The sequence below is a fragment of the Clostridium sp. AWRP genome (assembly GCF_004006395.2).
In the GTDB taxonomy this organism is placed as follows: domain Bacteria; phylum Bacillota; class Clostridia; order Clostridiales; family Clostridiaceae; genus Clostridium_B.
Genome location: NZ_CP029758.2, coordinates 480,980 through 503,759, shown reverse-complemented (window position 1 = coordinate 503,759; position 22,780 = coordinate 480,980). Strand labels below are relative to the sequence as shown.

Annotated in this window: 22 protein-coding genes; 1 reads left to right on the top strand and 21 read right to left on the bottom strand. The window is 33.4% G+C overall.

The window, feature by feature from the left end:
- Positions 1 to 28 precede the first annotated feature (28 nt).
- The 21 genes from DMR38_RS02310 to DMR38_RS02195 all read right to left on the bottom strand — a co-directional run bounded on the left by DMR38_RS02310 (position 29) and on the right by DMR38_RS02195 (position 20,739).
- Positions 29 to 1,087 (bottom strand): NAD(P)-dependent oxidoreductase, encoded by a 1,059-nt coding sequence (locus DMR38_RS02310; protein ID WP_127719816.1) that lies wholly within the window; start codon positions 1,085 to 1,087, stop codon positions 29 to 31.
- Positions 1,080 to 1,625: a serine acetyltransferase gene (locus DMR38_RS02305; RefSeq protein WP_127719815.1), complete on the bottom strand. Its 546-nt coding sequence runs from the start codon at positions 1,623 to 1,625 to the stop codon at positions 1,080 to 1,082. The genes DMR38_RS02310 and DMR38_RS02305 overlap by 8 nt, the downstream gene beginning before the upstream one ends.
- A gap of 12 nt (positions 1,626 to 1,637) precedes the next feature.
- On the bottom strand, positions 1,638 to 2,366 hold the full coding sequence (locus tag DMR38_RS02300; RefSeq protein ID WP_127719814.1) for an IspD/TarI family cytidylyltransferase: 729 nt from the start codon (positions 2,364 to 2,366) through the stop codon (positions 1,638 to 1,640).
- Positions 2,367 to 2,457: 91 nt separating this feature from the next.
- On the bottom strand, positions 2,458 to 3,624 hold the full coding sequence (locus DMR38_RS02295; RefSeq protein WP_127719813.1) for a CDP-glycerol glycerophosphotransferase family protein: 1,167 nt from the start codon (positions 3,622 to 3,624) through the stop codon (positions 2,458 to 2,460).
- Positions 3,625 to 3,649: 25 nt separating this feature from the next.
- The gene (locus tag DMR38_RS02290) at positions 3,650 to 4,831 is read right to left on the bottom strand and encodes a glycosyltransferase family 4 protein (RefSeq protein WP_175412899.1); all 1,182 of its coding nucleotides are present in this window, start codon (positions 4,829 to 4,831) and stop codon (positions 3,650 to 3,652) included.
- 2 nt (positions 4,832 to 4,833) lie between these two features.
- Positions 4,834 to 5,805 carry a WecB/TagA/CpsF family glycosyltransferase gene (locus DMR38_RS02285; RefSeq protein ID WP_347562537.1) on the bottom strand — a complete coding sequence of 324 codons (972 nt, stop codon included), beginning with the start codon at positions 5,803 to 5,805 and terminating at the stop codon, positions 4,834 to 4,836.
- A gap of 175 nt (positions 5,806 to 5,980) precedes the next feature.
- Complete coding sequence (locus tag DMR38_RS02275; protein WP_127719811.1) at positions 5,981 to 6,916, bottom strand: GDP-L-fucose synthase; 936 nt, start codon at positions 6,914 to 6,916, stop codon at positions 5,981 to 5,983.
- A 33-nt stretch (positions 6,917 to 6,949) separates the two neighbouring features.
- Complete coding sequence (gmd, locus tag DMR38_RS02270; protein WP_127719810.1) at positions 6,950 to 8,020, bottom strand: GDP-mannose 4,6-dehydratase; 1,071 nt, start codon at positions 8,018 to 8,020, stop codon at positions 6,950 to 6,952.
- A gap of 16 nt (positions 8,021 to 8,036) precedes the next feature.
- Complete coding sequence (loaP, locus tag DMR38_RS02265) at positions 8,037 to 8,543, bottom strand: antiterminator LoaP (protein WP_175412898.1); 507 nt, start codon at positions 8,541 to 8,543, stop codon at positions 8,037 to 8,039.
- Positions 8,544 to 8,693: 150 nt separating this feature from the next.
- Positions 8,694 to 9,362, bottom strand: a complete 669-nt coding sequence (locus DMR38_RS02260; RefSeq protein WP_127719808.1) for a sugar transferase — start codon at positions 9,360 to 9,362, stop codon at positions 8,694 to 8,696.
- A gap of 1,229 nt (positions 9,363 to 10,591) precedes the next feature.
- Positions 10,592 to 11,158: a sigma-70 family RNA polymerase sigma factor gene (locus DMR38_RS02245; protein WP_127719807.1), complete on the bottom strand. Its 567-nt coding sequence runs from the start codon at positions 11,156 to 11,158 to the stop codon at positions 10,592 to 10,594.
- Between the two features lie 19 nt (positions 11,159 to 11,177).
- Positions 11,178 to 11,801 carry a sigma-70 family RNA polymerase sigma factor gene (locus DMR38_RS02240; RefSeq protein ID WP_127719806.1) on the bottom strand — a complete coding sequence of 208 codons (624 nt, stop codon included), beginning with the start codon at positions 11,799 to 11,801 and terminating at the stop codon, positions 11,178 to 11,180.
- A gap of 363 nt (positions 11,802 to 12,164) precedes the next feature.
- Positions 12,165 to 12,383 carry a DUF2922 domain-containing protein gene (locus tag DMR38_RS02235; protein ID WP_127719805.1) on the bottom strand — a complete coding sequence of 73 codons (219 nt, stop codon included), beginning with the start codon at positions 12,381 to 12,383 and terminating at the stop codon, positions 12,165 to 12,167.
- Positions 12,384 to 12,449: 66 nt separating this feature from the next.
- The gene (locus DMR38_RS02230; RefSeq protein ID WP_127719804.1) at positions 12,450 to 12,677 is read right to left on the bottom strand and encodes a DUF1659 domain-containing protein; all 228 of its coding nucleotides are present in this window, start codon (positions 12,675 to 12,677) and stop codon (positions 12,450 to 12,452) included.
- 120 nt (positions 12,678 to 12,797) lie between these two features.
- Positions 12,798 to 13,517, bottom strand: coding sequence for a CpsD/CapB family tyrosine-protein kinase (locus tag DMR38_RS02225; protein ID WP_127719803.1), 720 nt, complete (start codon positions 13,515 to 13,517; stop codon positions 12,798 to 12,800).
- Between the two features lie 39 nt (positions 13,518 to 13,556).
- Entirely contained in the window at positions 13,557 to 14,324 is a 768-nt protein-coding gene (locus DMR38_RS02220) for a CpsB/CapC family capsule biosynthesis tyrosine phosphatase (protein ID WP_127719802.1), read from the bottom strand.
- Between the two features lie 116 nt (positions 14,325 to 14,440).
- Positions 14,441 to 15,124 carry a Wzz/FepE/Etk N-terminal domain-containing protein gene (locus DMR38_RS02215; RefSeq protein WP_127719801.1) on the bottom strand — a complete coding sequence of 228 codons (684 nt, stop codon included), beginning with the start codon at positions 15,122 to 15,124 and terminating at the stop codon, positions 14,441 to 14,443.
- 30 nt (positions 15,125 to 15,154) lie between these two features.
- Positions 15,155 to 16,201, bottom strand: coding sequence for a DUF2140 domain-containing protein (locus DMR38_RS02210; protein ID WP_127719800.1), 1,047 nt, complete (start codon positions 16,199 to 16,201; stop codon positions 15,155 to 15,157).
- Positions 16,202 to 16,347: 146 nt separating this feature from the next.
- A complete protein-coding gene (locus tag DMR38_RS02205; RefSeq protein ID WP_127719799.1) occupies positions 16,348 to 17,682 on the bottom strand; it encodes a cell wall-binding repeat-containing protein in 1,335 nt (444 codons plus the stop codon).
- Positions 17,683 to 17,872: 190 nt separating this feature from the next.
- Complete coding sequence (locus tag DMR38_RS02200) at positions 17,873 to 19,678, bottom strand: cell wall-binding repeat-containing protein (protein WP_127719798.1); 1,806 nt, start codon at positions 19,676 to 19,678, stop codon at positions 17,873 to 17,875.
- A 188-nt stretch (positions 19,679 to 19,866) separates the two neighbouring features.
- The gene (locus tag DMR38_RS02195; protein WP_127719797.1) at positions 19,867 to 20,739 is read right to left on the bottom strand and encodes an SLAP domain-containing protein; all 873 of its coding nucleotides are present in this window, start codon (positions 20,737 to 20,739) and stop codon (positions 19,867 to 19,869) included.
- Positions 20,740 to 20,963: 224 nt separating this feature from the next.
- Here DMR38_RS02195 and DMR38_RS02190 point away from each other — a divergent pair, with 224 nt between their 5' ends.
- Positions 20,964 to 22,721, top strand: a complete 1,758-nt coding sequence (locus tag DMR38_RS02190) for a WG repeat-containing protein (protein WP_127719796.1) — start codon at positions 20,964 to 20,966, stop codon at positions 22,719 to 22,721.
- Positions 22,722 to 22,780 lie beyond the last annotated feature (59 nt).

The following is a 22,780-nucleotide window of genomic DNA, read 5'->3' as shown; positions in this document are numbered from 1 at the left end:
GCAACTATTAAACCTATTCCTGTATCATTTAATCAAATTCATTTTCATATATCCATGCGACTAATCTTTTATATGATTCAAGTAATCCCACCTCTGGTTTCCATCCCAATTCTCTCATCTTTTCTGAACTCAAGAACACTTTAACATCAGGCGCATACCCATAAAGCAACCGGTCCTCCGGAATATCGTAAACAACTTTAATTTTGCTATTTGCTATCTCAGAAGCGACCATTTCAGCCATTTCATAAATTGTTGTATGATTTTCTTCATTCGACACGTTATAGGTTTGTCCATGAGCTCCTTTCCCCAGTAAAAGCAGGATTGCTTTAATTGCATCACTCGTATATACATAGTTTCCTTCGGATAAACCTCTCGTGTGGAGAACAATATTTTCACCCTTAATGACACTACGGGCAAATTGTGCAAAAACTCTATTCTCATACTTACTAATACCAGCCCCAAATGTTTGAGCTAATCTTGCACATTTAACATTTAAGCCATATTGAGCAGAATATGCTGTACACATGCATTCGCACATTCTTTTACTCTCAGAATAGCAACTACGCACTTGATTTATATCAATATAGCCTAGCTCATTTTCTGTCACTCTTTTTGTGGTTCCTGCATCGCCGTATACTTCCATAGAAGAAAGGTAAACAACGCTCTCAACCCCATTAGAAACAGCGAAATCTAATACTGTCTTAGTTCCAATAATCGCTGTTGTAATAGTTTCAACTGGATTTGTAACCATCATTTTTGAATTAGTGATACCCGCAGTATGAACTAAATAATTCACCTTGAAATCAGTTTCCAACACTTCTCTTGATAAATCACATTTTGTAAAAAACAAACGTGGATTATTTATGTCCTCGCCATAGATGCTATTAGCTTTATCTTGATTTCTTATCACTGCAATAATTTGCAAATTTAAACTATATTTATGATCACAATACATCAAGGCTCTTACCAATAAAGAACCGACTAATCCAGTTGCACCTGTTATCATAAATGTTTTGTTTTTAAATTGTTCAAACTCAATATTGCTATTTGCAATTGTCTCAAAATCCTCTTGTAATATCCTATCCATTATTTTTATTCTCCTCACTCAGTGTGCCTAAGGAATACTTATATCCAGATTTTTTAATAATGACTCTTGGCTTTTCTAAAACTACAGTTGCATTATCCGGTATATCTTCAAATACAATACAATTAGCACCAATTCTAACATTATTACCCACATGAATTCCGCCAAAGATTTTTGCCCCTGGCCCGATATAAACATTATCTCCAATTACTGGTTCTCCACCACGACTACGTCCAATCGTAACTTGGTGCGAAAGAAAACAATTTTTACCGATTCTTGCACCAGCTGCTATTACAATTCCATTAAGATTATGACCCAAAGTAGGACGCCCTCCCTGGAAGCAATCCCCCCATTCTTCAATGAAGTTAATATCTGCATTATTTTTATAATTTACCCTGTAGATGTATAACTTATAGTACATCTTCAATATTTTATTTGTATGAGGGTCAAATATTTTTTCGCGCCTGTTCCAATATTTATCATAATTAAAGCCTTTTACCCAATTTTTAATTACATTTTTTATCTTTTCTTTAAAAGCCATGGGTATTCACCCTCATTCCTTAAATCCATAAATTTGTGCGTTCTCTTTTGCATCGAGCAAAGCTCTCATTGTATAGAAATCATCTGGAGTAGTAATTTTTATATTTTCTTCCGGCCCATCTACTAGATACAACTTAGCACCAAAATACTGCATCATTGAGCATGAATCTATAAAAGAATCATTCCCCTCTTCCAATGCTTTACGGTGAACTGTAATAATATCTTCAAGCCAGAAACTCTGCGGTGCTCTTGCCAACCTAGAGTTTGCACGATACGGAATATAATCAATCGACGAATCATCGGAAACCACAAGGACCGTTTCTTTTACCTTCACGCAGGTAATTGCTGATCCATACTCTCTTACAGATTGAATATTATCTGAAATTGTCTTATGGTTAATTAATGGCCTGACACCATCATGAATCAAAACGATACTCTTTTCTCCCTTTGCAACCTTTTCAGCAGCTTCCAAACCATTAAAAATTGATAACTGGCCTGTTGCACCGCCATGAACAATCGCTTTTACTTTGTGGATGTTATATTTGTTAATCAACTTTTCTAGGTAGGAAATCCACGATTCAATACATGCAATTACAATAGCATCAATTTCTTCATGTTCTTCAAATATCTCTAAGGTGTGTATAATAATAGGTTTTTCATGAATCGTTAAAAATTGTTTTGGTTTCGATTTACTGTGCATTCTAGAACCGACTCCCCCGGCAAATATTACAGCAATGTTCATTGATTTATCCTCTCATTCTTTTGCTTGTTTAAGACAATAAAATACACATCTAGTTCAAATGAAACATCGCAAATGTAAAAGCAAAGATGTTTCACTTCAAGCAATTAGCATCAAAAATTAGATTGCATACACGCTCTGAACTACAAGCATCATCATATTTATGGAATACTTTCTTTAACTTCAACCGTTTTGAAAGCCATTGGTTGTCTATTGTATCAGCTTCCTGAAAATAATTCAGCAGACTATCAAAGTCGGATACAATCGGACCAGGGAAATAATCTTCAACTAGGTCAAAAACAAAACCTCTGCTTTTTCGATATTCATCCATATCTGATAAGACCATCGTAATAGGTTTTCCTAAAAGTAAATAATCAACAACTACAGAAGAATAATCAGATAATAAACCGTCTGTTTCCGGCAAAAGTTCATAAAGTTGGATATCATTGTTTTCCAAATCTATATTTGTAATAACTCTTATATGCTCATATTTACCAAGTCCAGCCAACAGCATTGAATCCATAGGATGCGGTTTAATTATAAGTAAGCAGTTATTATTAAGGAGTACATCTTCGAGTTTTCGAAATTGTTCAGCATTCATTGTACTTATGCCAAAAGCCGTAGCATTACCATCAACTCCACTGTGTCCAATGGATGCTTTTCTATAAGTTGGCATCCATATATATATTTTTTTATATGATTCTTTAGATACTCCAAGTTTTTCAAGGGCTTTTTCTTTCGAAAATAGCCAATCATTTCTAGGCAAGCCTGTAGTTATTACCCTATTTTCATCCATATCTAACACTCTTGAATGAATTTTTCTGTATATATCTCCAGTAACAATGGTCAAATCACCGCGATACATACGGTCTTTATCAGTAATGGATTTATATCCATTTCCATGCCATAAATTTACTTGACTTTGACCTGCTCCTGAATAAACCTCCGAAAAATAGCCATGCGTAGAAAAAATATATTTTGCACGTAAAAACGTCCAGATTCCTTTAAAAGAACCTTTTTCAACCACTGTTACATCTACATTTTCTTTTACAATTTCCGGTACTTTATCATTATTACTTTGACCCCAATATAATCTATAACATTCTATAATATCTTTGCGATTATTAACTATATAGTGAAACAGAGCTAAAGAATTATCACTAAATGCCGGATAACTGCTGAACAAAACTATATTGCTCTTTGGAATTATTTTGTTGGCGATTGATAACAATCTTTTTTTAACCCCCATATATCTTTTCATGGCCTCCTACTATATCCACATTCTGCTATTTACATATCGTTCTATAAATCATTTTCAAGTCATCATAATTTCGCTCAGGCGTATATTTTTGATCATATTCTAATAGTGCTTTTTCATGCAATGTTGGCTCTTTTATTAATTCTTGCACCGCACGAATTATATCACTTATAGAATCACTTCTGAACTTAATACCTGCTTGTTCATCAATAATAATACTTCCGACATTTCCAATTTCAGATCCTAAAACTGGCGTTCGCACTGAATATGCTTCTACAATCGTCATTGGGAATCCCTCATACCACTGTGTTGGTAATATAAGAGCTTTCGAATTGGCAATAATTTTTCTGACCTCGCTATTAGGTACAAATTCCTTCATTTCCACGCTTGTCAAACTATTCTCAGTAATGTACTGTTTACACCATTCTTCCATTGGCCCCATACCACAGATCACAAGTTTCGGAGCCTCTTTTCCCATTTGATTCCAAGCTTTAAGAAGAATATCAACGCCTTTTAACTTGTCAATTCTTCCTGCAAACACAAACTGGTTTTCTCTACACTCGTATGGGATGATTTCTTCATTGCTCTCAACAAAATTTGGCTTCACAAATACTCGTTCTGGCCTAATCTGCTTCAAGTTCAACAACTTCTGCTTATTAAATTCTGTCAAACAGATATAATTCAGCTTTCCATAGATACCAAGCATTCGATGAATTTTCGTGCTTATTACACAGGCAAGAGTCTGCATTTTGCTTCCACGATAACAGCTGTGTTTTACAGCACATTTCAAGCCATTATTAATGCAATCCTCACAAATATGTCCGTCCCTATAGAACGTAGCTCCGGGGCAAAGTAAGCGAAAATTATGCACAGTTTGAATCACTGGCTTTTTATAGGAAAGAGCAGCGTAATATACAGACGGACTGATTAGGTTTAATGTGTTGTGAACATGCACAATATCAATCTGCTGCTCCCTGATTATCTTCTTTACCTCTCTATATGTTCTTATGTTGAATACCGTTGTAAAAGGAAGCAACAATTTCTGGAATTTCGATAGTTCTTTTAGCTCGCAATTGTTTCTCGTATATAAAATTACTTTATGCCCATGTTTCTCTAATAATTTCTTTTCATTGGCAACAACTGTATCTTCTCCACCTGGAATTTGATAATAATTGTGGACAATAAGGATTTTTTGTTTTCTTTTTTCCACCCTCATTTCCCCCTTATCACAGCGTTCCAGATAAATTTTGTGTTCGTGTGCCAATAACGCTTAAACAGTCTTCCCGGGTCCTGAATCAAGCGATATACCCATTCCAGATTGCTCTTTTGCATCCACTCTGGCGCTCTTTTCAGCTGTTCTGCATGGTATGCAAATCCAGCACCAACCCCCACCATCAAGCCATCAAGTTTTCCCTGATGGGCTGCCATCCACTTTTCCTGCTTCGGAGCGCCAAGCCCGATCCAGATAAAATCGGGTTTTGTCTCGTTGATTTTCTTGATAACAGCTACATCTTCCTCTTCTGTTAGTGGATGGAACGGAGGGCTATACATTCCGGCAATCTGAATGCCTAGGTACTTCTTCGTAAGTTTTTGGTATAGCGCTTTCAACGTTTCATCTGTAGAACCATAGAAATAATGGCGATAGCCATTCTCAGTTGATATTTTGAATATCTCGCCCATCAGATTTGGCCCGGTAGTACGATGCATATTCTTATAACCACGCTTATTGCCTACAGAACTCAAAGGTCCACCATCTGGAATTGCCATAATGCCACCGTTTTGAACAGCACAGTATTCCAGATCCTCATACGCCGTTACTGTGGTGTGAACGTTGGCTACAGTTATGTAATTGCCCTTTAACTCTTTAACATTAGCGTTCAGATAATCCAGAAGCCAATCCATGTCGATGGCAGCTATATTGACGCCCATGATATTGCAGGTAGGGATTTTGCTTTTATCTACTTTTCTCTTGTATTCAGTCTCCATCATCTTGGTACTGCTTCCCCTTCCTACGTTTTCATATGTCGAAAGTTCTGTACATGCATTACCCTTCTCCCAACACTTCAGAAAGAAGGCTTCTCCAATCCAAAGAATTAACAATCTATAACCACAGACAAATATTTTGCCTATCTCGATGTTCTTATCATCCAGTGTTGCGGTTAAATCCAATTCTTTTTCAGCCATATATTTTTCTATGTATTCATTCTAAATTGATGATTTTCTTTAGTTGACTAGATCAACCTTAGCTTCAATTACGCCTACAATTGTTACTTTATGATGTTGTATACGCAAATTAGCAATTGACAAACAAACACATTTTCAATTCAATATCATAAATGTATAAAATACAGAATGTAAACTAAAAACATTTATAATTTTCCTTATACCATTCATAACTTTTTTTTAACCCATCTCTGAGTTCAATCTTGTATTTCCAGCCCAAACTTATAAGCTTGGATACATCAAGTAATTTTCTTGGAGTTCCATCTGGTTTCTCAGGATTAAATTTCAATTCACCTTTGAAACCTACAACTTCTTTTATCATCTCCGCAAGTTCCCCTATAGTCAATTCCTTACCTGTCCCAATATTGACATGCTCTTCACCATCATATGTTTCCATTAAATATACACAGGCATCTGCCATATCATCAACATGCAAAAACTCTCTTAACGGCTTTCCAGTACCCCATACCTCAACAGAAGGAGCGTTACTTATTTTTGCTTCATGAAATTTTCTGATTAGTGCAGGTGCAACATGCGAAGTCTGTAGGTTATAATTATCATGCGGTCCATACAAATTTGTCGGCATAACGCTTATAAAATTATCACCATACTGCCTCTTAAAGAACTGGCACATTTTTAAGCCTGAAATTTTAGCAAGGGCATATCCTTCATTGGTAGGTTCAAGATATCCTGATAAAAGGTATTCCTCTTTAATTGGCTGAGGGCACATTTTAGGATATATGCATGAACTTCCTAAAAACATAAGCTTTTTAACCTTAAAATCATGACATGCTTTTATTACATTGCATTCTATCTGCAAATTTTCATAAATGAAATCTGCAGGACATGTATTGTTGGCATTTATCCCGCCTACATGTGCAGCAGCTAGAAAAACATATTCGGGTTTTTCTTCTTCAAAAAACTTTCTTACAGCTTCCTGATTTGCTAAATCAAGCTCGCTGTGTGTTCTTCCTATTATATTTGTATAACCTTTTGATTTCAAATTTCTTACTATGGCTGAACCAACCAGTCCCTTATGTCCAGCTACATAGATTTTACTTTTCTTTTCCATTATTACATCTCCCAAAATTATAGTTAAAAATTTTTATCTGGATGCTGCAGCCTCGTCTTTAGCTAAATCAATCCCAGCAATTTCCTTCATATCACTTTCAACCATCATACGGATTAAATCCTTAAAGTAAACTTTTCTTTTCCATTTTAAAGCCTTTTCAGCTTTTGCTGGACTCCCTAATAATAAATCAACTTCTGTAGGCCTAAAGTATCTTGGATTGATTTCAACCAAAGTCTTGCCACTCTTTTTATCGTAACCTTTCTCTTCTATACCTGTTCCCTTCCATCCTATTTCAATGCCTGCTTCTTTAAAAGCAAGTTCAACAAATTCTCTTACGGTATGTGTTTCTCCAGTTGCCAAAACATAATCATCAGGCTTATCTTGTTGAAGCATAAGCCACATACCTTCAACATAATCTCCTGCATATCCCCAATCTCTTTTTGCATCAAGATTTCCTAAGGTTAATATATCTTGTTTTCCTGCTATAATACTTGCAACAGCTCTTGTAATTTTTCTTGTTACGAATGTTTCTCCTCTTCTTGGAGATTCATGGTTAAATAAAATTCCATTACAGGCAAATACGTTATAAGCTTCTCTATAGTTAACTGTAACCCAATATGCATATAGCTTTGCTGCTGCATAGGGACTTCTCGGATAAAATGGTGTTTTTTCACTTTGAGGTGCTGTACCAGGGATACCTCCAAATAATTCTGAGGTTGAAGCTTGATAATATTTACATTTAAGTCGGTTTTCTTTTATTGAATCAAGAATTCTTAGTGTTCCTAATGCATCTGTTTCAGCTGTATATTCAGGAACTTCAAAGGAAACCTGAACATGGCTTTGCGCTCCCAAATTATAAATCTCATCTGGACTAATTTTTTCAATTATCCTGTTTATATTACTTGAATCTGTTAAATCTCCATAATGAAGGAATAATTTCTTATTTCCTATTTCGGGGTTTTCAAATAAATGGTCTATTCTTTTTGTATTAAATGTACTTGCTCGTCGTATAATTCCATGAACTTCATATCCTTTATCCAGTAAAAACTCAGATAGATATGATCCATCTTGTCCTGTTATTCCTGTTATAAGTGCTTTTTTCATTCTAACTTCTCCTAACCTATATCTTTTTAACAATTTCTACACCAACACTAACATCCATAACCCTTCCAAAAAACTCTATTTCTATTACTGCTTTTCTTTTATGCCTATCAATCCTTTTTATAGTTCCTTCATAATTCTTCATTGGACCATCTGTTATTATAATCTTGTCATTTTCTATATATCCATAGGACATCTTAATAAAATGATCTTTTTTTCCAAACCTCATTAAAAATTCTATCTCTCTATCGTATAGGGGTATTATCTCTTTTCCATCTCCAAGAATTTTAATTAATTTAGGAATCTTTTTTACATTAAGTAGCAAATCATCTATATGGTCACTAATCATAAATATATATCCAGGGAACAATATTTCATTTGTTATATGCCATTTACCCATATATTTAATCTTCTTCTCATAATAAGGGATAAAACATTCCTCTAGAACATCATTAGATATCAACTTATTACAAATAAATTTTATCTTTTCTTCCTCTCCTGTTCTAACTTGAACTGCATACCACATAATTGTCCTCCTTTTGGGCAGGCTTCGCCCCTCCGCAGCTAAAATACAACCTTTTAACTGTGAATTCTATATATTTATGACATTTAGATAATCAAAACGCGGCAGCGCGACGATTTTAAGTATCTAAAATTTGTGTTATAATGCAGCCTCTTAGCTCGCATTTTCATCCCCCAAAAATACACCCAAAGTTCTAAATATAAGCTTTATATCCAGCAGTGTACTTCTGTCCCTTATATATTCTAAATCCAATCTCATCCAATCATCAAAATCAATACTGCTTCTTCCCATAACCTGCCAGTAACACGTAAGTCCAGGCTTTACAATAAGTTTTTTCTTTTGATACTCGGTAAACTTTACTACCTCCTGTGGAAGATTGGGTCTTGGTCCAACAAGTGACATGTCCCCTTTAATTACATTGAACAATTGGGGAAGTTCATCAAGACTTGTTTTTCTTATAAACTTACCTACCCTTGTAATTCTCGGATCTTCTTTTATCTTGAACATGGGTCCTGTCATTTCATTTTTGCCCCTAAGATTGTCCAAAAGTTCTTCTGCATCATCTACCATAGAGCGAAATTTATACATTTTAAAAGGTTTTCCATCCATACCCACTCTCACTTGAGAAAATATAACAGATCCCCTTGAATCAAGCTTGATTGCAATAGCCACCATCAACATCATAGGAGAAAAGGCGATGATGCCTAAAAAAGACAAAATTAAATCTATACCTCTTTTAACAAAATAATAAATCGCACTTTTTTTATAATTTTCCATATTTTCTACTGTTACTTCCATAGGTCTGCTTTGCAATTCTGTCATATAATCCCCCCTACTTATACAATAATCGAACCCACATAACACTTTTTTTAAACAAAATCTTTATATGTATATGCCACTTTCTTTAAATCTAGAACTAATTTTATATATTAAATTCATAAATTTTAATTATTGCAAAAATAAACCCAGTATCAAACATTTTATGAGAAATTTACTTCAGTTAAACCTCTCAATAAAATTCCTCATCTGATCTGAGGCTATTAATTCCACATTAGTATCTTCGTTTATACCTTATTGAACTTTATGTAAAAAAACATATATATTAACCAAGTTACCCATTTTTTTCACCAATTAGATTAATATACTACCTTCTTTTTTAATTATAATACCCTATTTAAATATAGACAACCTTTAAATACAACCTATTTGTAAATTTTAATAAAAAAATAGGAAAAATATTTATATTTAATATTAACTTTATTAGAATTAAATGTGGACAATTTTTAATACATTATCTTTTAAAAACTTTGTCATATTGTCATCTTTTTTAAACACAATTTGCATTTAAAAATAAAAAAATAGCGTCTGGATTTGCCAGACGCTTCATTTTTCTCTTAGACTCTCTAATTGAAATTTGAGCTTATACATAAAATATGCTAACAAAATTGAAAGCACATTTAAAAACTTTTTGTATAAGTCTTAGTGAGGTATTTTAGGAACTCCACGCAGACCTTTCTAACTTAAAAATCAATGAATCTTACTTAGCTGGCAAAGCAGATATCCCAAATCTATGATTTGATGATAGTGGCTTTCTCTTTAAAGTTTTATTTTTTAACTAAGTTTAGATGAATTATCTAGGGGCGTAGCTACTGTTATCTCCCACTTTGATAAAAGCTGGAGTGTTACAGTAGGTAGCCATCAGATAAACTTATGCGTAGAAATATTTTACAATGAGCAAATACATTTAAATATTTTGTATATAAACAGAGTTCTTGGCATCAGATGGAGTTTTGACTCCACCTGATGCTTAGAAATCGTTATCCAGGGACGTAGCTGCTCTTTACTCCCACTTGAAGAAGTTGGAATATTAGAGCAGGTAGTCATCGGATAAGTCTTAATAGAAAATTTATTAAAAAGCTTAGGGTTTTTGAATTGTCTGAGGTACGAGTTTATATAAGCTTCTTTAGATTTTCAAAATACCGAACTTTAGACTTATTAAAAGTTTTTAGTGTGATGAAATTTGTTAGTATATGGCTTGCATAAGTCAACTTTCAAACTAAAAAGTTCTTTAAACTCTCCAGGGCTTTTCTCTTCCTATATACCGCAGTTCTATAAGAGATTCCCTCTTTTTCAGCATACTCATTTAAACTCCTATCTTGAATATAGTACCAATCTATTAAATTTCTTTTATCCTCGGGAAGCTTGTCCATAGCTTTATTCAGCTGAATTATAAGCTTTCTTTTTATCAAATTCTCTTCAATATTTTCATCTGAAGCTATCATATTTATGAACTCGCACCCTTCCTCATTTTTGCTGTAAAGGCTGCAGCAGCTTACCTTCCTTATATTGCTTCTTATCATATTATAGAAATTCTTTTTAACAGAACTTTTCACATAGGCGGCAAATGGATATTTAGAATTTATATCATACATTCCAATTGCCTTTATAACAGAATACCGTCCTTCTTGTATCAGGTCCTCCATATCGTATCCTTTTATATAAGTACATTTTGCCATATTAATTACCATGCCGTTGAATTTGATGCATATATTCTCTACTGCATTTTTGTCTCCACTCTGGGCTCTTTCAAGTAAAATTTCAAGCTGTAGATTTTCCATACTTTTATCCCCCTAATTTTCAAATTTCATCAAGTCCGATTTTTAAGTAGTATTTTCTTCTAAGCTTGTTTAACTTTTTCCTGAGCCTATACACTCTCTGCTTAAGTGCATTATAATTGCAATTGTTTTTTTTAGAATATTCTTTTAAATTGTCATAGTGAATAATTAAATACATGGTTTTTCTTTCTTTTTCATTTAATTGTCCATTAAAATATTCAAACATTTCCTCTAAAATAATTTTATTTAATATCTCGTCTTCCATAGTTACGCTTCCTTTATGCCTATTGCACATATAGTCCATCGCATCTTCTTCGTTGAAATCGTTTTCCAAATTTAGAGTAATATTTTTTACCCTGCAATTACTATTTACAGCATTTACTATGACACTTCTTATTATCTTTATGTTGTAGCTTTTAAATTCACTCCAGGTGCTTCCCCTGAATTTTTCACAATATACAATCATTTTGTGAAGACATTTATTTTTAACATCTGCTTCATAAATACTTCCACAGTGTTTAAACATCTTTTCATCATAAAGTTCTTCTATAATTTTTATAAAGTGTGTTTCTAGTCTAGCTGTCCAGTAAGGTTCTTCATTTTTAACTCCCTTTATAAGCTCCTTCAGGTGGATGTCATTTTCCATAGCCATTCCCCCAATACAGTATTTTTAAAGGTAATATTTACAACATAACATATATATCATTTATAATTGAAATGCACATTATGTAAATTAAGCTAAATATGAGAATATATACCTTTCACTATATAAGACCACATTTCCCTTATAAAAGTAACACTTTTTATCTAACTTTATATAAACAGAGTTCTTGGTTTCAGGTGGAGTTTTTTTCTCCATCTGAAACTTAGAAATCGTTATCCAGGGGCGTAGCAGCCGTTATCCCCCACTTTATAAGAAGATGGGGGTATTACGGCTGGTAGCCATCAGATAAAGCTAGCGGATTTAGACAATACTAGCCTAAATCCGCTGCTTTTTACTTACTTATGCCTATTTTACCTCAAGTTCCGTAGTTGAACTATCTAAAATATGTGCTGCATCTATGGATTTTAGATTTCCACTTTTTGAAGTGAATACATTTTTTGCAATAATTGCCGTCATAGCATTTTTTACTTCCAGATCTGTGATGCCCTCTTTTACATTTTGAACCTTTATAGAAGTTTTTTTACCTTGCTCATTAAAGAAACTCATAACTAGTGATTTACTCATAATTTTTCCCACCCTTCTTTTCAATTCACAATTCACAGTTCACAATTCACAATTTTAAGTTTAAGCTTAAGCAGTTACTGTTATGGCATTCTGGTCTTGCTTTACAAGTTCATTTAATGTCTTTCCAAGAAGCTTTTCTATTTCCTTTGCAACATTGTAGATATCCTGGTCTGCAGCAGTTGTCTTGATGTTTGAAAACCTCTGTTGTTTAATTACCTCTTTCCCCTTGGCATCTAAACCATCCTTATACTTTAGTATTAATGAAGTTTGCAATGTTGTTGACTTTACAGCCATGTTTATCAACCCCTTTCAAGTAATATATATGCACCTTTTAGAAAAGAGGCAAAATTTTTTCAAAAAAATAAAATGGTTAGAATATCCAACTTAGAATTCCAACCACTTTTTAAAAATACATTATTTTTTTCTTTTTTCTTTCTTTTTAATTTTAGTTCCATCACTGCCATAATAATAATGGTAGTAATAGCCGTAATAGCCCTTTTCCTTTATCTCCAGCTTATTTAAAACTACTCCTATTATATTGGCATTTACCTTTACAAGAAGTTCCTTAGCCTTTACTGCTGCTTCTTTTTCCACCTGGGAAGATGCTATTACAAGCAGGCATCCATCTGCATAACGGGACAAAAGCTGTGCATCTGTTACTGCAACTACAGGGGGCGTATCTATTATTATGTATTCATATTTTTCCTTTAAGTCCTGTAAAAAGTTTTCCATTTTCTTTGATCCCAAAAGCTCTGATGGATTAGGCGGTCTGGTACCTGACGTTAACAGGTTAAGATTTTCTACGCCTGTTTCCTTTACAGCGTCCTCAAATTCAACTTTTCCAGCCAAAACATCTGACAATCCAATTTCATTTGAAGTCAAAAATATCTTGTGAAGCCTGGGTTTTCTCTGGTCACAATCTATTATGATTGTTTTTGAGCCTGACTCTGCCATAACTACTGCCAAATTTGAGCAGGTAGTTGATTTTCCTTCTCCAGGTCCTGAACTTGTGAGCATTATAGTCTGTATCTTCTTGTCAAAAGAAGAAAACTGAATATTGGTTCTAAGTGTCCTATAAGCTTCGGCAATAGGATCCTTAGGATTTTTTACAGTGATTATATCTGGTTTTTCCATTGTCTTCACTCCATTTATCTATCATAATGGTACTTTTATCTATCTTCTCAAAAAACTAAAAATACCCTTTCTCTCTTTTATTCTTTCCTCTGGGAGCTGTATTATTTCATTTTTAAGCATTTTTTTGCAATTATCTAGTACTTGTTCTTCTATACCCTTGTTAAATCGCGAAGCTTCCTCTAAAGCTTTACTGATACCAGGGCACCTTACTCCTGTGGAATGGGCATCTGAAGCTATAAAGCTGCTCACTCCACTTTCTATAAGAAGTTCTGCAGTTTTTTTTACCTTTTTCCCAAAGAGGCCTAAAAGACTCCCTGTATTTACTTGAAGTAAACATTTTTCATTTATAAATTCATTTATTTTAGAAGGTGTGTCTATAATGTACTTATACCTTTCAGGGTGGGCCAAAATTGGATGCACACCTCTTATTTCAAGTTCATATATAATATCCAGAGCATTTTGGGGTAAATTCATCATTGGCAGCTCTACCAGCATGTAATTAGTTCCTTCAATACATCCTATTTCCCCTGACTTAAAATTTTCAATGGTATGTCTGTCCAAAAACACTTCCTGAGCTGAAACAATATTTACACATATATTCTCCTGCTTAGCTTCATTCCTCACCTTATCTACTAATTCAATAACATCTTTATAGCTGTTTTCATAGTATCCTTTATAAAAATGGGGGGTTGCGGCTATAGTTTCCACCCCATCTTCTTCTGTAAGCCTCAGCATATTCATAGTATCTTCCATGGATTTTGATCCATCATCTATACCCGGAAGTATATGACTGTGTATATCTATCATGCTATACCCCTTTTCAATGCACAATTCACAATTCACATTTCACAATTTACAGTTCACAGTTCACAGTTCACAATTAATTCTCAATTGTGCATCGTGCATCGTGCACTGTGAATTGTCTACATGTTGCCTTTTGGTATTATACCTATTACAGGCATCCCCAAAGTTTTATTTACATCTTCTTCTGTCTTTATAGTATTGTCCATATATTCCAACATAAATGAAAAACCAACAGAGGCCATAAGTCCAATAAAGAATGCAATTGCCATATTAAGCACTTTTTTAGGTTTTACCGGTTTGTTAGGGAACTGAGGTCTATCCATAATCTGTATATCTCCGCCTGTTGGAAATACTCTTTTGGATTCAGTTATAAAAGAATTTGATACTGCATTTACCATATTTACAGCCTGGGATGGATCTTTACTCTGCCCTTTTATTTGTAAAATTTGTGTACCCTGCTGTGGTGTAACTGTAATAATCTTTTGAAGTTGACCTGCACTTACAGAGCCATTCATCTTATTAGAAGCACTTTCCATAACAGCATTTGATCCTGCAATTTGTGCATAGGTCTTTACCAAATTTTGATACATCATAACCTCATTGTATTGGGTATTGGATTTTTGGCTGTTTTCAGGTTTTCCAACTATTATAGTAGTGCTTGCTTCATAGGTTGGTTTTATTACAAAAAAACTTAAAATTCCAGCCAGTAAAGTACAAGCTACCGTTACTAATACTATGAGTTTAAATCTCTTTTTCAATATATAATAGAAGTCTCTAAGATCTAGCGTTGTTTCTTCTTCCATTAAGATATTCCTCCTTGAATTTGGCGTAAATTAATTTCCTATCATACTGCTTAATATACTTACAGCAGATGAGTCTACATTAGAACCTATAGCAGCTTTTAATTCAGCTTTTTCTTGAGAAGACAATTTATTATAGGCAGCTCTAACACTACCTTCTGCGGAATAAGGATTGTATGAAGAATCTTTCATATTATTTACAATAGATGCCATCTGTGATATAACTGCTTTTTGTCCTCCAGTACTTACAGCGCCTGAAGCCGCATTAAGACCGCTTGATAACCTATTTAATGCCTGCTGTCTTTCTTGTGAAACAGGAGTTTTGCTGCTGTTTGACTGAGTACTGCTGACAGATGGATTACTATTATTATTTGATTTTACACCTGTGCTCTCACCATTAGTTTTCGTGGAAGAGTCCAAATTCTTTACATTAGAAAAATTTTTTATAAAATTTTGTAACGAACTGCTTATTTTTCCTTTAAGCATATCTTCAATATTAAGCTGCTTCTTTTCAAGAGTAACTAAAAGTTTCTGATCTTTTACATTTATATTTTTTATGCTTATTGGAAGTTCACTAGTACTAATAGTTATGGAATCTCCTTCAAGGGCCATTCCACTTTTCAACTTAGGTTGTAATTTCTTTAATACATAAGACTTTGGTAAAGTAATCTTACCTAACTTAAAATATTCAGGGTTATATACTATCTTTCCCTTTTCAAAAGAAACATCCCCTTGAGATGACAAAAACAGATTAAAATTTTTATAGGTAACAGGTACAAAAAATACCATCTTATCACCTTTAAAATCTGCTTCCACTGACTTTACTACAAGATCATTAGTTTTATACTGCTTAAAATAAAGGGATATAACTCCATTCACCTCATCTTTTGAAAGTTCTGCAGTTCCACCGCTCTCCTGAGCTTTTAACATTTTTGTTAAAAGATCCGCCGAAAACTTGTATTTAGGTGAACTGTAGGACGAATTCCAAAAAACAAGTTTGGTAAAAATTGCGACTGCAGCAATTAATAAGGCAATTATAATTAGAATCACCGGTTTTTTTCTACTTTTCAATTTACCCATACTATTTTCTCCTAAAATTTAAAAATGATTTAATAAGTTATCCTTAAATACATCACTTATTATAACATATTTAAAGATAACTTATTTACAAAAGAATTTTATTTAATTGGTGTAAATTAAAACTTTATAATCCAACTAATCCAAATTTATTTCTGATATAATCCAAACTTATTAGCAAGTGTAATGCCTTCTGAAATGCTTACCCCTGCATTTACCACAGCAGTTTGAAGGCTGCTCTTTTCATCATGTGTAAGGTTATTATAAAGCTGTTTTACATTGTTTGCATCTGCATTATAGTTATAATTTGAATCTGCCTCATATTTGTCTAAAGCAGTTATAATATCTGAAATTATGGTTTTTTGATTATTATCCAATTTAGAAGTATCCATAGATTTAAGTTTACTTAATACCGAACTCAAATTGGCATCATCAGAAGAAGATGACCCTCCTACAGGTGTTGGAGGATTTTGTATGCTTATTCCTGATACAGTCTGCTCTACAACACTTACCAAACTATCAGGAACTGCTGCGGCTCCACCAATAGCTGTAACACTTGCAGTTTTAGGCACGTTTGATTTTATAAAGTCTTCCATTCCAGAATAAAGTGTGTTGTAAGTCAAAATTATAGGTGAAGATGTTTTTGCTGCAGCTGCAGATCCGGAAAGAGCATCTGCAAATTCATTTCCAGTAGGCCCATCTGCTTTAACTACATATAATTTATTAAAGTCAATGCTGCCTTTAAAATAAGACAATACCTTTACATTGGTATCAAATCTATTTTGGCCGCTTATTCTAGCCACTGCAGGCAGTCCTGAAATAGCGCTGTCACTTATAACTCCTTCTCCACCTATTACATAGGAATTCTTTATAGAACCTTTATTCTGATTTATATAATTCTGTACAGCATCAGACAGTGAGTCCTTTCCCGTCAAAAGTATTGGCATACCCTGCTCTGCAGCTATAGGGGCAATGGAGAGGGCATCTGCAAATCCATATCCTGAAGTTACAACTGCTTTAGTAACATTTCCCAGAGAATTTGCCACAACTACAGAAGTCTCAAATCTATTTTGTCCTCCTAAACGCTGTACATTAAGTTTCATGGACTTTAGTTCATTTTCTATATCACTTGAAATGGAGGCTTCTCCACCTATTTCTATTACATGAGTTGCCTTAAGTCTTGCTATTTCACTTTTCACACCTTCATTTAACTCTTTGCTTCCAGTCAAGAGTATAGGTGCACTGTATTTTTTTGCAACAGGTGCTGCACAGAGGGCATCTGCATAGCCTTCTCCACTGGCAAGTACTACGTAGTCAGAAGATCCCCAACTATTTTTAGATACCGCAGTAGAAGTTGCATATCTATCCTGTCCCCATAATCTACTCGATGCTGCAAATACATTTTGCCCTGCAGCAAATACTGTAGAGGAGGCAAGAAAAACGCCAAGTATTAGTTTTGAAATTATTTTATTTCTTCGTAACATAAGTATCCCCCTTATTTAATTCACAATTCACATTTCACAATTCAGTTCTCAATTTAATAGTAAGTCTTAAAATTTATTTTGTCTACCACTATTGTCTTGCATGTTGTGGTAATTTTAAGATTTTCTATTATATTTATACTTATTAATAAAACTCAGGTTTTAGGCCTGAGTTTTATTGAACTTTTCAGTTTTAGTTAATATTAGATACGTCTATTATAAGATGTCCAGCACTATTAGCAAAATTAATAGTATATGTTCCACCAACTCTACTACTTGGCAAAATTATATCCACTAATTTATTTGCATTAGTTTCATGTGACCATCCAGAATCAAACATTTCTGTACTATCCTTATATATATTACCTAAGGTATACCCGTGATATTTAACAATTGTATCTTTAGAAGAATCATTCTTAAAATAGTTACTTATTTTCGTAGTTAAATCATTTTTAAACGTTTCATATCCACTAGCAGTATTATATTTAGGTAAATCTGTAGTTATCTTATTCACTATATAATCTTTATCTAAATGTCCCGAACCATCAGTAAGGAAATATTTTGATCCTAGACTTGATAAAAATGTTTTTAAGTCTTTATTGCTATTTCCTATAGTTAAACTTCCTAATAATTGTTTATTATATACCAAATCTAATTTAGCATTAGCTTTATCCACATTATCCTTTATAGCCTGAATATCACTATCAGTAAGTTTTCCGTCAACTAGATATTTATTTTGTGCATCTACAAATATGTCTTCAACACTTCTATCATTTTTCTTTAATTGTACACTTATAGATGTATCGTTAGAACCTTCATTTGGTTTTATTGTAAAAAATTCATTGTAATACTTACCTGTATTTAGATCTTTCACAAATTGTTTATAATTGTCATTATTAACTATTGAACCATTTAACAAAGCACCACTAAGAGGTACACTTGATCCACTGCTACCACCGTTGCCACCACCTGGTGTTGTTGATGAATTTCCCATATCACCTTTAATATCACTTGCAACTGAATCAGGTATGCTACCTGCTCCTCCTAATACTGTAAGAGTACTATTTGTAAGTCCCTTTTCCTTAAGAAAACTTGAAGTAGCAGAACTTATTGTTTTTCCTGTTATTACAAGAGGATTCCCAAGTTTAGCAGCAAGTGCTCCACCTGTAAGTGCGTCTGCAAATTCATTGCCTAAAGGTCCATCTCCAAGTGCTGCATACATACTGTTGAAATTAAAGCTTGAAGCAAATTCTCTGAGTACAGCTACATTTGTATCATATCTAGTTTGTCCACCTAATCTTTTTGCTGATGGAAGTGAGTTTAAAATAGAATCACTTATAGATGCTATACCACCTATTACATAAGTTTGAGTTATTTGTAAATGTGCTTTAATATAGTTTGATACTGTATCTGGTAAACTACCTGCTCTACTTAAAAGTATAGGCATTCCGTTTATAGCTGCAGCAGGACCTGCTGAAAGGGCATCTGCATAACCTTCTCCGCTGGCAATAACTGCTTTCGTAGGTGTTCCAATCTTTTCTGCTATTTTTACAGAAGTTTCATATCTATCTTGTCCACCTATTCTTTCTACATCAGTTACCTGTGCTTTTATGCTATTTAAAACACTGTCAGGTACTACTCCTGTTCCTCCAACTACAATTACATGTTTTACGTTTAATTTTTTAAGTTCATTTAATGTATTTTGCTCTAAAGCATTACTGCTGTCACCTGTAGTTAAAAGTATAGGTGCATTGTTGGCTTTTGCAAGCGGCGTAGCACAAAGTGCATCTGCATAACCTTCTCCATTTGCCACTATAGCATAATCTGATGAAGTCCAACCCGAATCAGCCACTTTTGTAGCTGTTTCATATCTGTTAGTCCCACCTACTCTGTTCACACCAGAATCTGCAGCCTTTACACCTGTGGAAACTGCCGTAGTCGTCACAAGTAAAGATGCTATACTGCAAGCTGACAGAACCTTTTTGCTTTTTTTCTGCATAAATAATCCCTCCAAATTATCATATATTTCTTCATAAATAATCTAACACAACATTGAACAATTCATTTCTTTACAATTTGTTACATATACATTATAGTTCAAATACACATTTTTTTAAATGTTACTTAAAAATTATGCACATTTTTATATTCGTATAATTTGCAATTTTCTATAGGGAATTGTAAAAATTATTTTCTTTTTACATTGACCTTACCGTTTATCTTAACAAGCTTATATGCCACAGACCACCCATCTAGAGCCTGATTTTGTTCCGGATGTACATCTGTAGGAAATGCAAAATTACATATCTTTGCCCTACAAGGACTTACTGTAAAATCTTTCAACTCAAAACTTTCAGATTTAACAGCTCTCTTTTTAGCATCCAGTACAGTCATAGGTATTTTGCTTATAGTAATAGGCTGATTTGCAGCATTTCTCATAACAGCAGTTACTAAAATGTTACCATTTGTTTGAATTCCAATACTAAAAGTTGATATACTAAATTCTCCTTCTTCCATTTCAGGAAGTTCAGCTAAAAACTTATTAAAAACCAGTTTGTCTTCATCTTTCATTCCTACAGGAAGGCCTTCATATATAGGTCTTACAGTAGATGTAACATTAAACTCTCCATTTAAAGCAACCTGCCAATCGTCCTGAGGTATCTTATCTACTTTAACATTTTTTTTGTCAAAATAAAGTTTTATAGGTCTTGCAGAATGAGGTGGCAGTTCTCCAAGACAAGCTAAATTAAATTGCTGTGCTGCCAGAATATCTCCTTTAGAGTTCTTAATTACAAAAGGTATCATCCGTAAATTCAATTTATCTGAAAGGCCATTTCTTACATATATTTTAACTTCAAGCTTGTCTCCTAAATCATAAGCATATACACCTGATACATTAAGTTGTCCCTCTTTTATGGGTGGTAATTCTTTTATTTCATCTTCAAAAATCTCTTTTTGCACATCTGAAACTACATTTTCTTCTTCATCTAAAAGTGAAAGAACTGTTGAAACATATTCTTCACTGTCCTGTGCCCTATCTTTCTGTGCTTTTTTAACCATTTTATACCTCCAAATCCATATAATAAATAGTTGTTAATCATTTTAATGATATCTTAGTTAAATATATCATTACCATTTTAAGTTGTCAATTTTCAATCTGTAGTAAAACGATGGCAACTTTTCCATAAGTAAATTCCAAGGGGATAAATTTTATTGATGCTAATTCTAATAACATAATATAAATGGTATAATAAGCTAAAAATATATTTAAGGAGGGAAGAACTTTGAAAAAAGTATCTAAAAAATATTTAAGCTTAATGTTTACTTTTATGCTTTCAACCAGCACTGGGTTTATCTTCAACTCACCAAAAGTGTCAGCATCAAACAACTTAAATCATTCAATTACAGATTTAAATGTATCCTGTACAAATGTATATGCCTTTGAAACAAACCTTGCAAAATTTCAAAATAACAATTTTTATGGATTAATTGACAAAGACGGTAAAGTAAAATTGCCAGCCAAATTTACCTCCATATCTTCCTTTAAAAACGGATATGCAAAAATTGCCAAAGGTTCTAAATTTGGATTTGTCAATGAAAATGGATCCGTTGTAGTAGAACCACAATTTGAAGAAGTTTCAGACTTTTTTGCAAATGGACTAGCTGCTGTAAAACAAAATTCCAAATGGGGTTTAATAAATAGCTCGGGTAAAATTGTAACTGAGCCACAGTTTGATGCAATTTATGGATTTTATAACAGTCTTATGAGAGTTAGGGAAGGCAATAGTTATGGATTTTTAAAAAGTGATGGCACTTTACTTTCTGGATGTAATTATAATAATGCCTATGATTTTAACGATGGATATGCTGCTGTAAAAAAAGGAAATACCTGGGGTATTATAGGCAAGTCGGGGAACTTCACATCCTTTAATTTTGATGAAATAAAATCTCCAGTTCTCGGACTTGTTCCTGTTAAAAAGGATAAACACTGGGGTCTTTCAGATATGAATGAAAAAATAGTTTTAGAACCTAAATACACTGACATATCATATTTAAACAATAATTTAATAAAAATATCAAGTGGAGATAAATATGGTGCCATAGATAAAAAAGGGAACTTAATTCTGGATTTAAATTATGACAGCATAATACCTGAAGATGACGGAATGTGCCAAATAGTTGAAAACGGTCAATATGGTATAACTAATTCTACAGGCAAAATAATTGTTAGTCCACAATTTACTTGGATAGATACTTTTCAAGAAGGAAAAGCCATTGTATGTTCACATGATCAGTATGGATTCATAGATAAAAAAGGAGAATTAACTCACGAATCTCAATTGGACAAAGTGTATGCTTTCAAGGAAGGTATGGCAATGGTGAAAAAGGATGGAAAATATGGATTTATAAACTCAAAAGGTGACGTGGTAATAAGTCCTATATTTGATAATGCCTCAGATTTTAATGAAGGATATGCTGTGGTAAAAAAAAATACTGGTTCTTCTTCTGTTGAAAATTCTGATGACTCAGAACTCAAAGAAAAGTATATAAAATGGGGTTACATTGACAGACTTGGCTCCACTTTTATCACCTATAATTTTGATAGTGCCTCCAGTTTTAATGAAGGCTGTTCCCTTGCTGTAAAAGATGGCAAGTGTAATATAATAAAAAATACAGATATAAAATCCATACCAAACACTGTAATAAATGATCCTTTTAAAACCTGGAAAATAAAATTTTCTAAAGCCATAGATGGAAGACACACTCTCTCAAACAAAGACGATACAGTTCTAAATGACATAGACATGACTATGACAGACAATATTAGTGTTACTGACAGCAGCAAAAAATGCGTAAATGTTTCCTTTACTTTTGAAAGCCCTGATACTATAGTGATAAATCCACCCTCTAATGGCTATACCCCTGGAGAAACATATACCATTACAGTCTTAAGTAACGGCAAATACAACATACAGGATATGGGAAGAAATAAATTAAAACCTAATGTTACAGAAATGTGCTTTCAAGTATTAAATAACTAGTATGGAATTCTCAATTTAGAAATATTGAGACGCAAAGCTTTTTTAATTAATAGTTAAGA

Bases quoted from the DNA above. Each gene is read 5' to 3' on its own strand.
- DMR38_RS02220 (WP_127719802.1), bottom strand. From the start codon at position 14,324: ATGATAGATATACACAGTCATATACTTCCGGGTATAGATGATGGATCA.
- DMR38_RS02210 (WP_127719800.1), bottom strand. From the start codon at position 16,201: ATGGGTAAATTGAAAAGTAGAAAAAAACCGGTGATTCTAATTATAATT.
- DMR38_RS02295 (WP_127719813.1), bottom strand. From the start codon at position 3,624: ATGAAAAGATATATGGGGGTTAAAAAAAGATTGTTATCAATCGCCAAC.
- DMR38_RS02285 (WP_347562537.1), bottom strand. From the start codon at position 5,805: ATGGCTGAAAAAGAATTGGATTTAACCGCAACACTGGATGATAAGAAC.
- DMR38_RS02200 (WP_127719798.1), bottom strand. From the start codon at position 19,678: ATGCAGAAAAAAAGCAAAAAGGTTCTGTCAGCTTGCAGTATAGCATCT.
- DMR38_RS02230 (WP_127719804.1), bottom strand. From the start codon at position 12,677: ATGGCTGTAAAGTCAACAACATTGCAAACTTCATTAATACTAAAGTAT.
- DMR38_RS02215 (WP_127719801.1), bottom strand. From the start codon at position 15,124: ATGGAAGAAGAAACAACGCTAGATCTTAGAGACTTCTATTATATATTG.
- DMR38_RS02245 (WP_127719807.1), bottom strand. From the start codon at position 11,158: ATGGAAAATCTACAGCTTGAAATTTTACTTGAAAGAGCCCAGAGTGGA.
- DMR38_RS02260 (WP_127719808.1), bottom strand. From the start codon at position 9,362: ATGACAGAATTGCAAAGCAGACCTATGGAAGTAACAGTAGAAAATATG.
- DMR38_RS02195 (WP_127719797.1), bottom strand. From the start codon at position 20,739: ATGGTTAAAAAAGCACAGAAAGATAGGGCACAGGACAGTGAAGAATAT.
- DMR38_RS02225 (WP_127719803.1), bottom strand. From the start codon at position 13,517: ATGGAAAAACCAGATATAATCACTGTAAAAAATCCTAAGGATCCTATT.
- DMR38_RS02300 (WP_127719814.1), bottom strand. From the start codon at position 2,366: ATGAACATTGCTGTAATATTTGCCGGGGGAGTCGGTTCTAGAATGCAC.
- DMR38_RS02275 (WP_127719811.1), bottom strand. From the start codon at position 6,916: ATGGAAAAGAAAAGTAAAATCTATGTAGCTGGACATAAGGGACTGGTT.
- gmd (WP_127719810.1), bottom strand. From the start codon at position 8,020: ATGAAAAAAGCACTTATAACAGGAATAACAGGACAAGATGGATCATAT.
- loaP (WP_175412898.1), bottom strand. From the start codon at position 8,543: ATGTGGTATGCAGTTCAAGTTAGAACAGGAGAGGAAGAAAAGATAAAA.
- DMR38_RS02310 (WP_127719816.1), bottom strand. From the start codon at position 1,087: ATGGATAGGATATTACAAGAGGATTTTGAGACAATTGCAAATAGCAAT.
- DMR38_RS02240 (WP_127719806.1), bottom strand. From the start codon at position 11,801: ATGGAAAATGACATCCACCTGAAGGAGCTTATAAAGGGAGTTAAAAAT.
- DMR38_RS02205 (WP_127719799.1), bottom strand. From the start codon at position 17,682: ATGTTACGAAGAAATAAAATAATTTCAAAACTAATACTTGGCGTTTTT.
- DMR38_RS02235 (WP_127719805.1), bottom strand. From the start codon at position 12,383: ATGAGTAAATCACTAGTTATGAGTTTCTTTAATGAGCAAGGTAAAAAA.
- DMR38_RS02305 (WP_127719815.1), bottom strand. From the start codon at position 1,625: ATGGCTTTTAAAGAAAAGATAAAAAATGTAATTAAAAATTGGGTAAAA.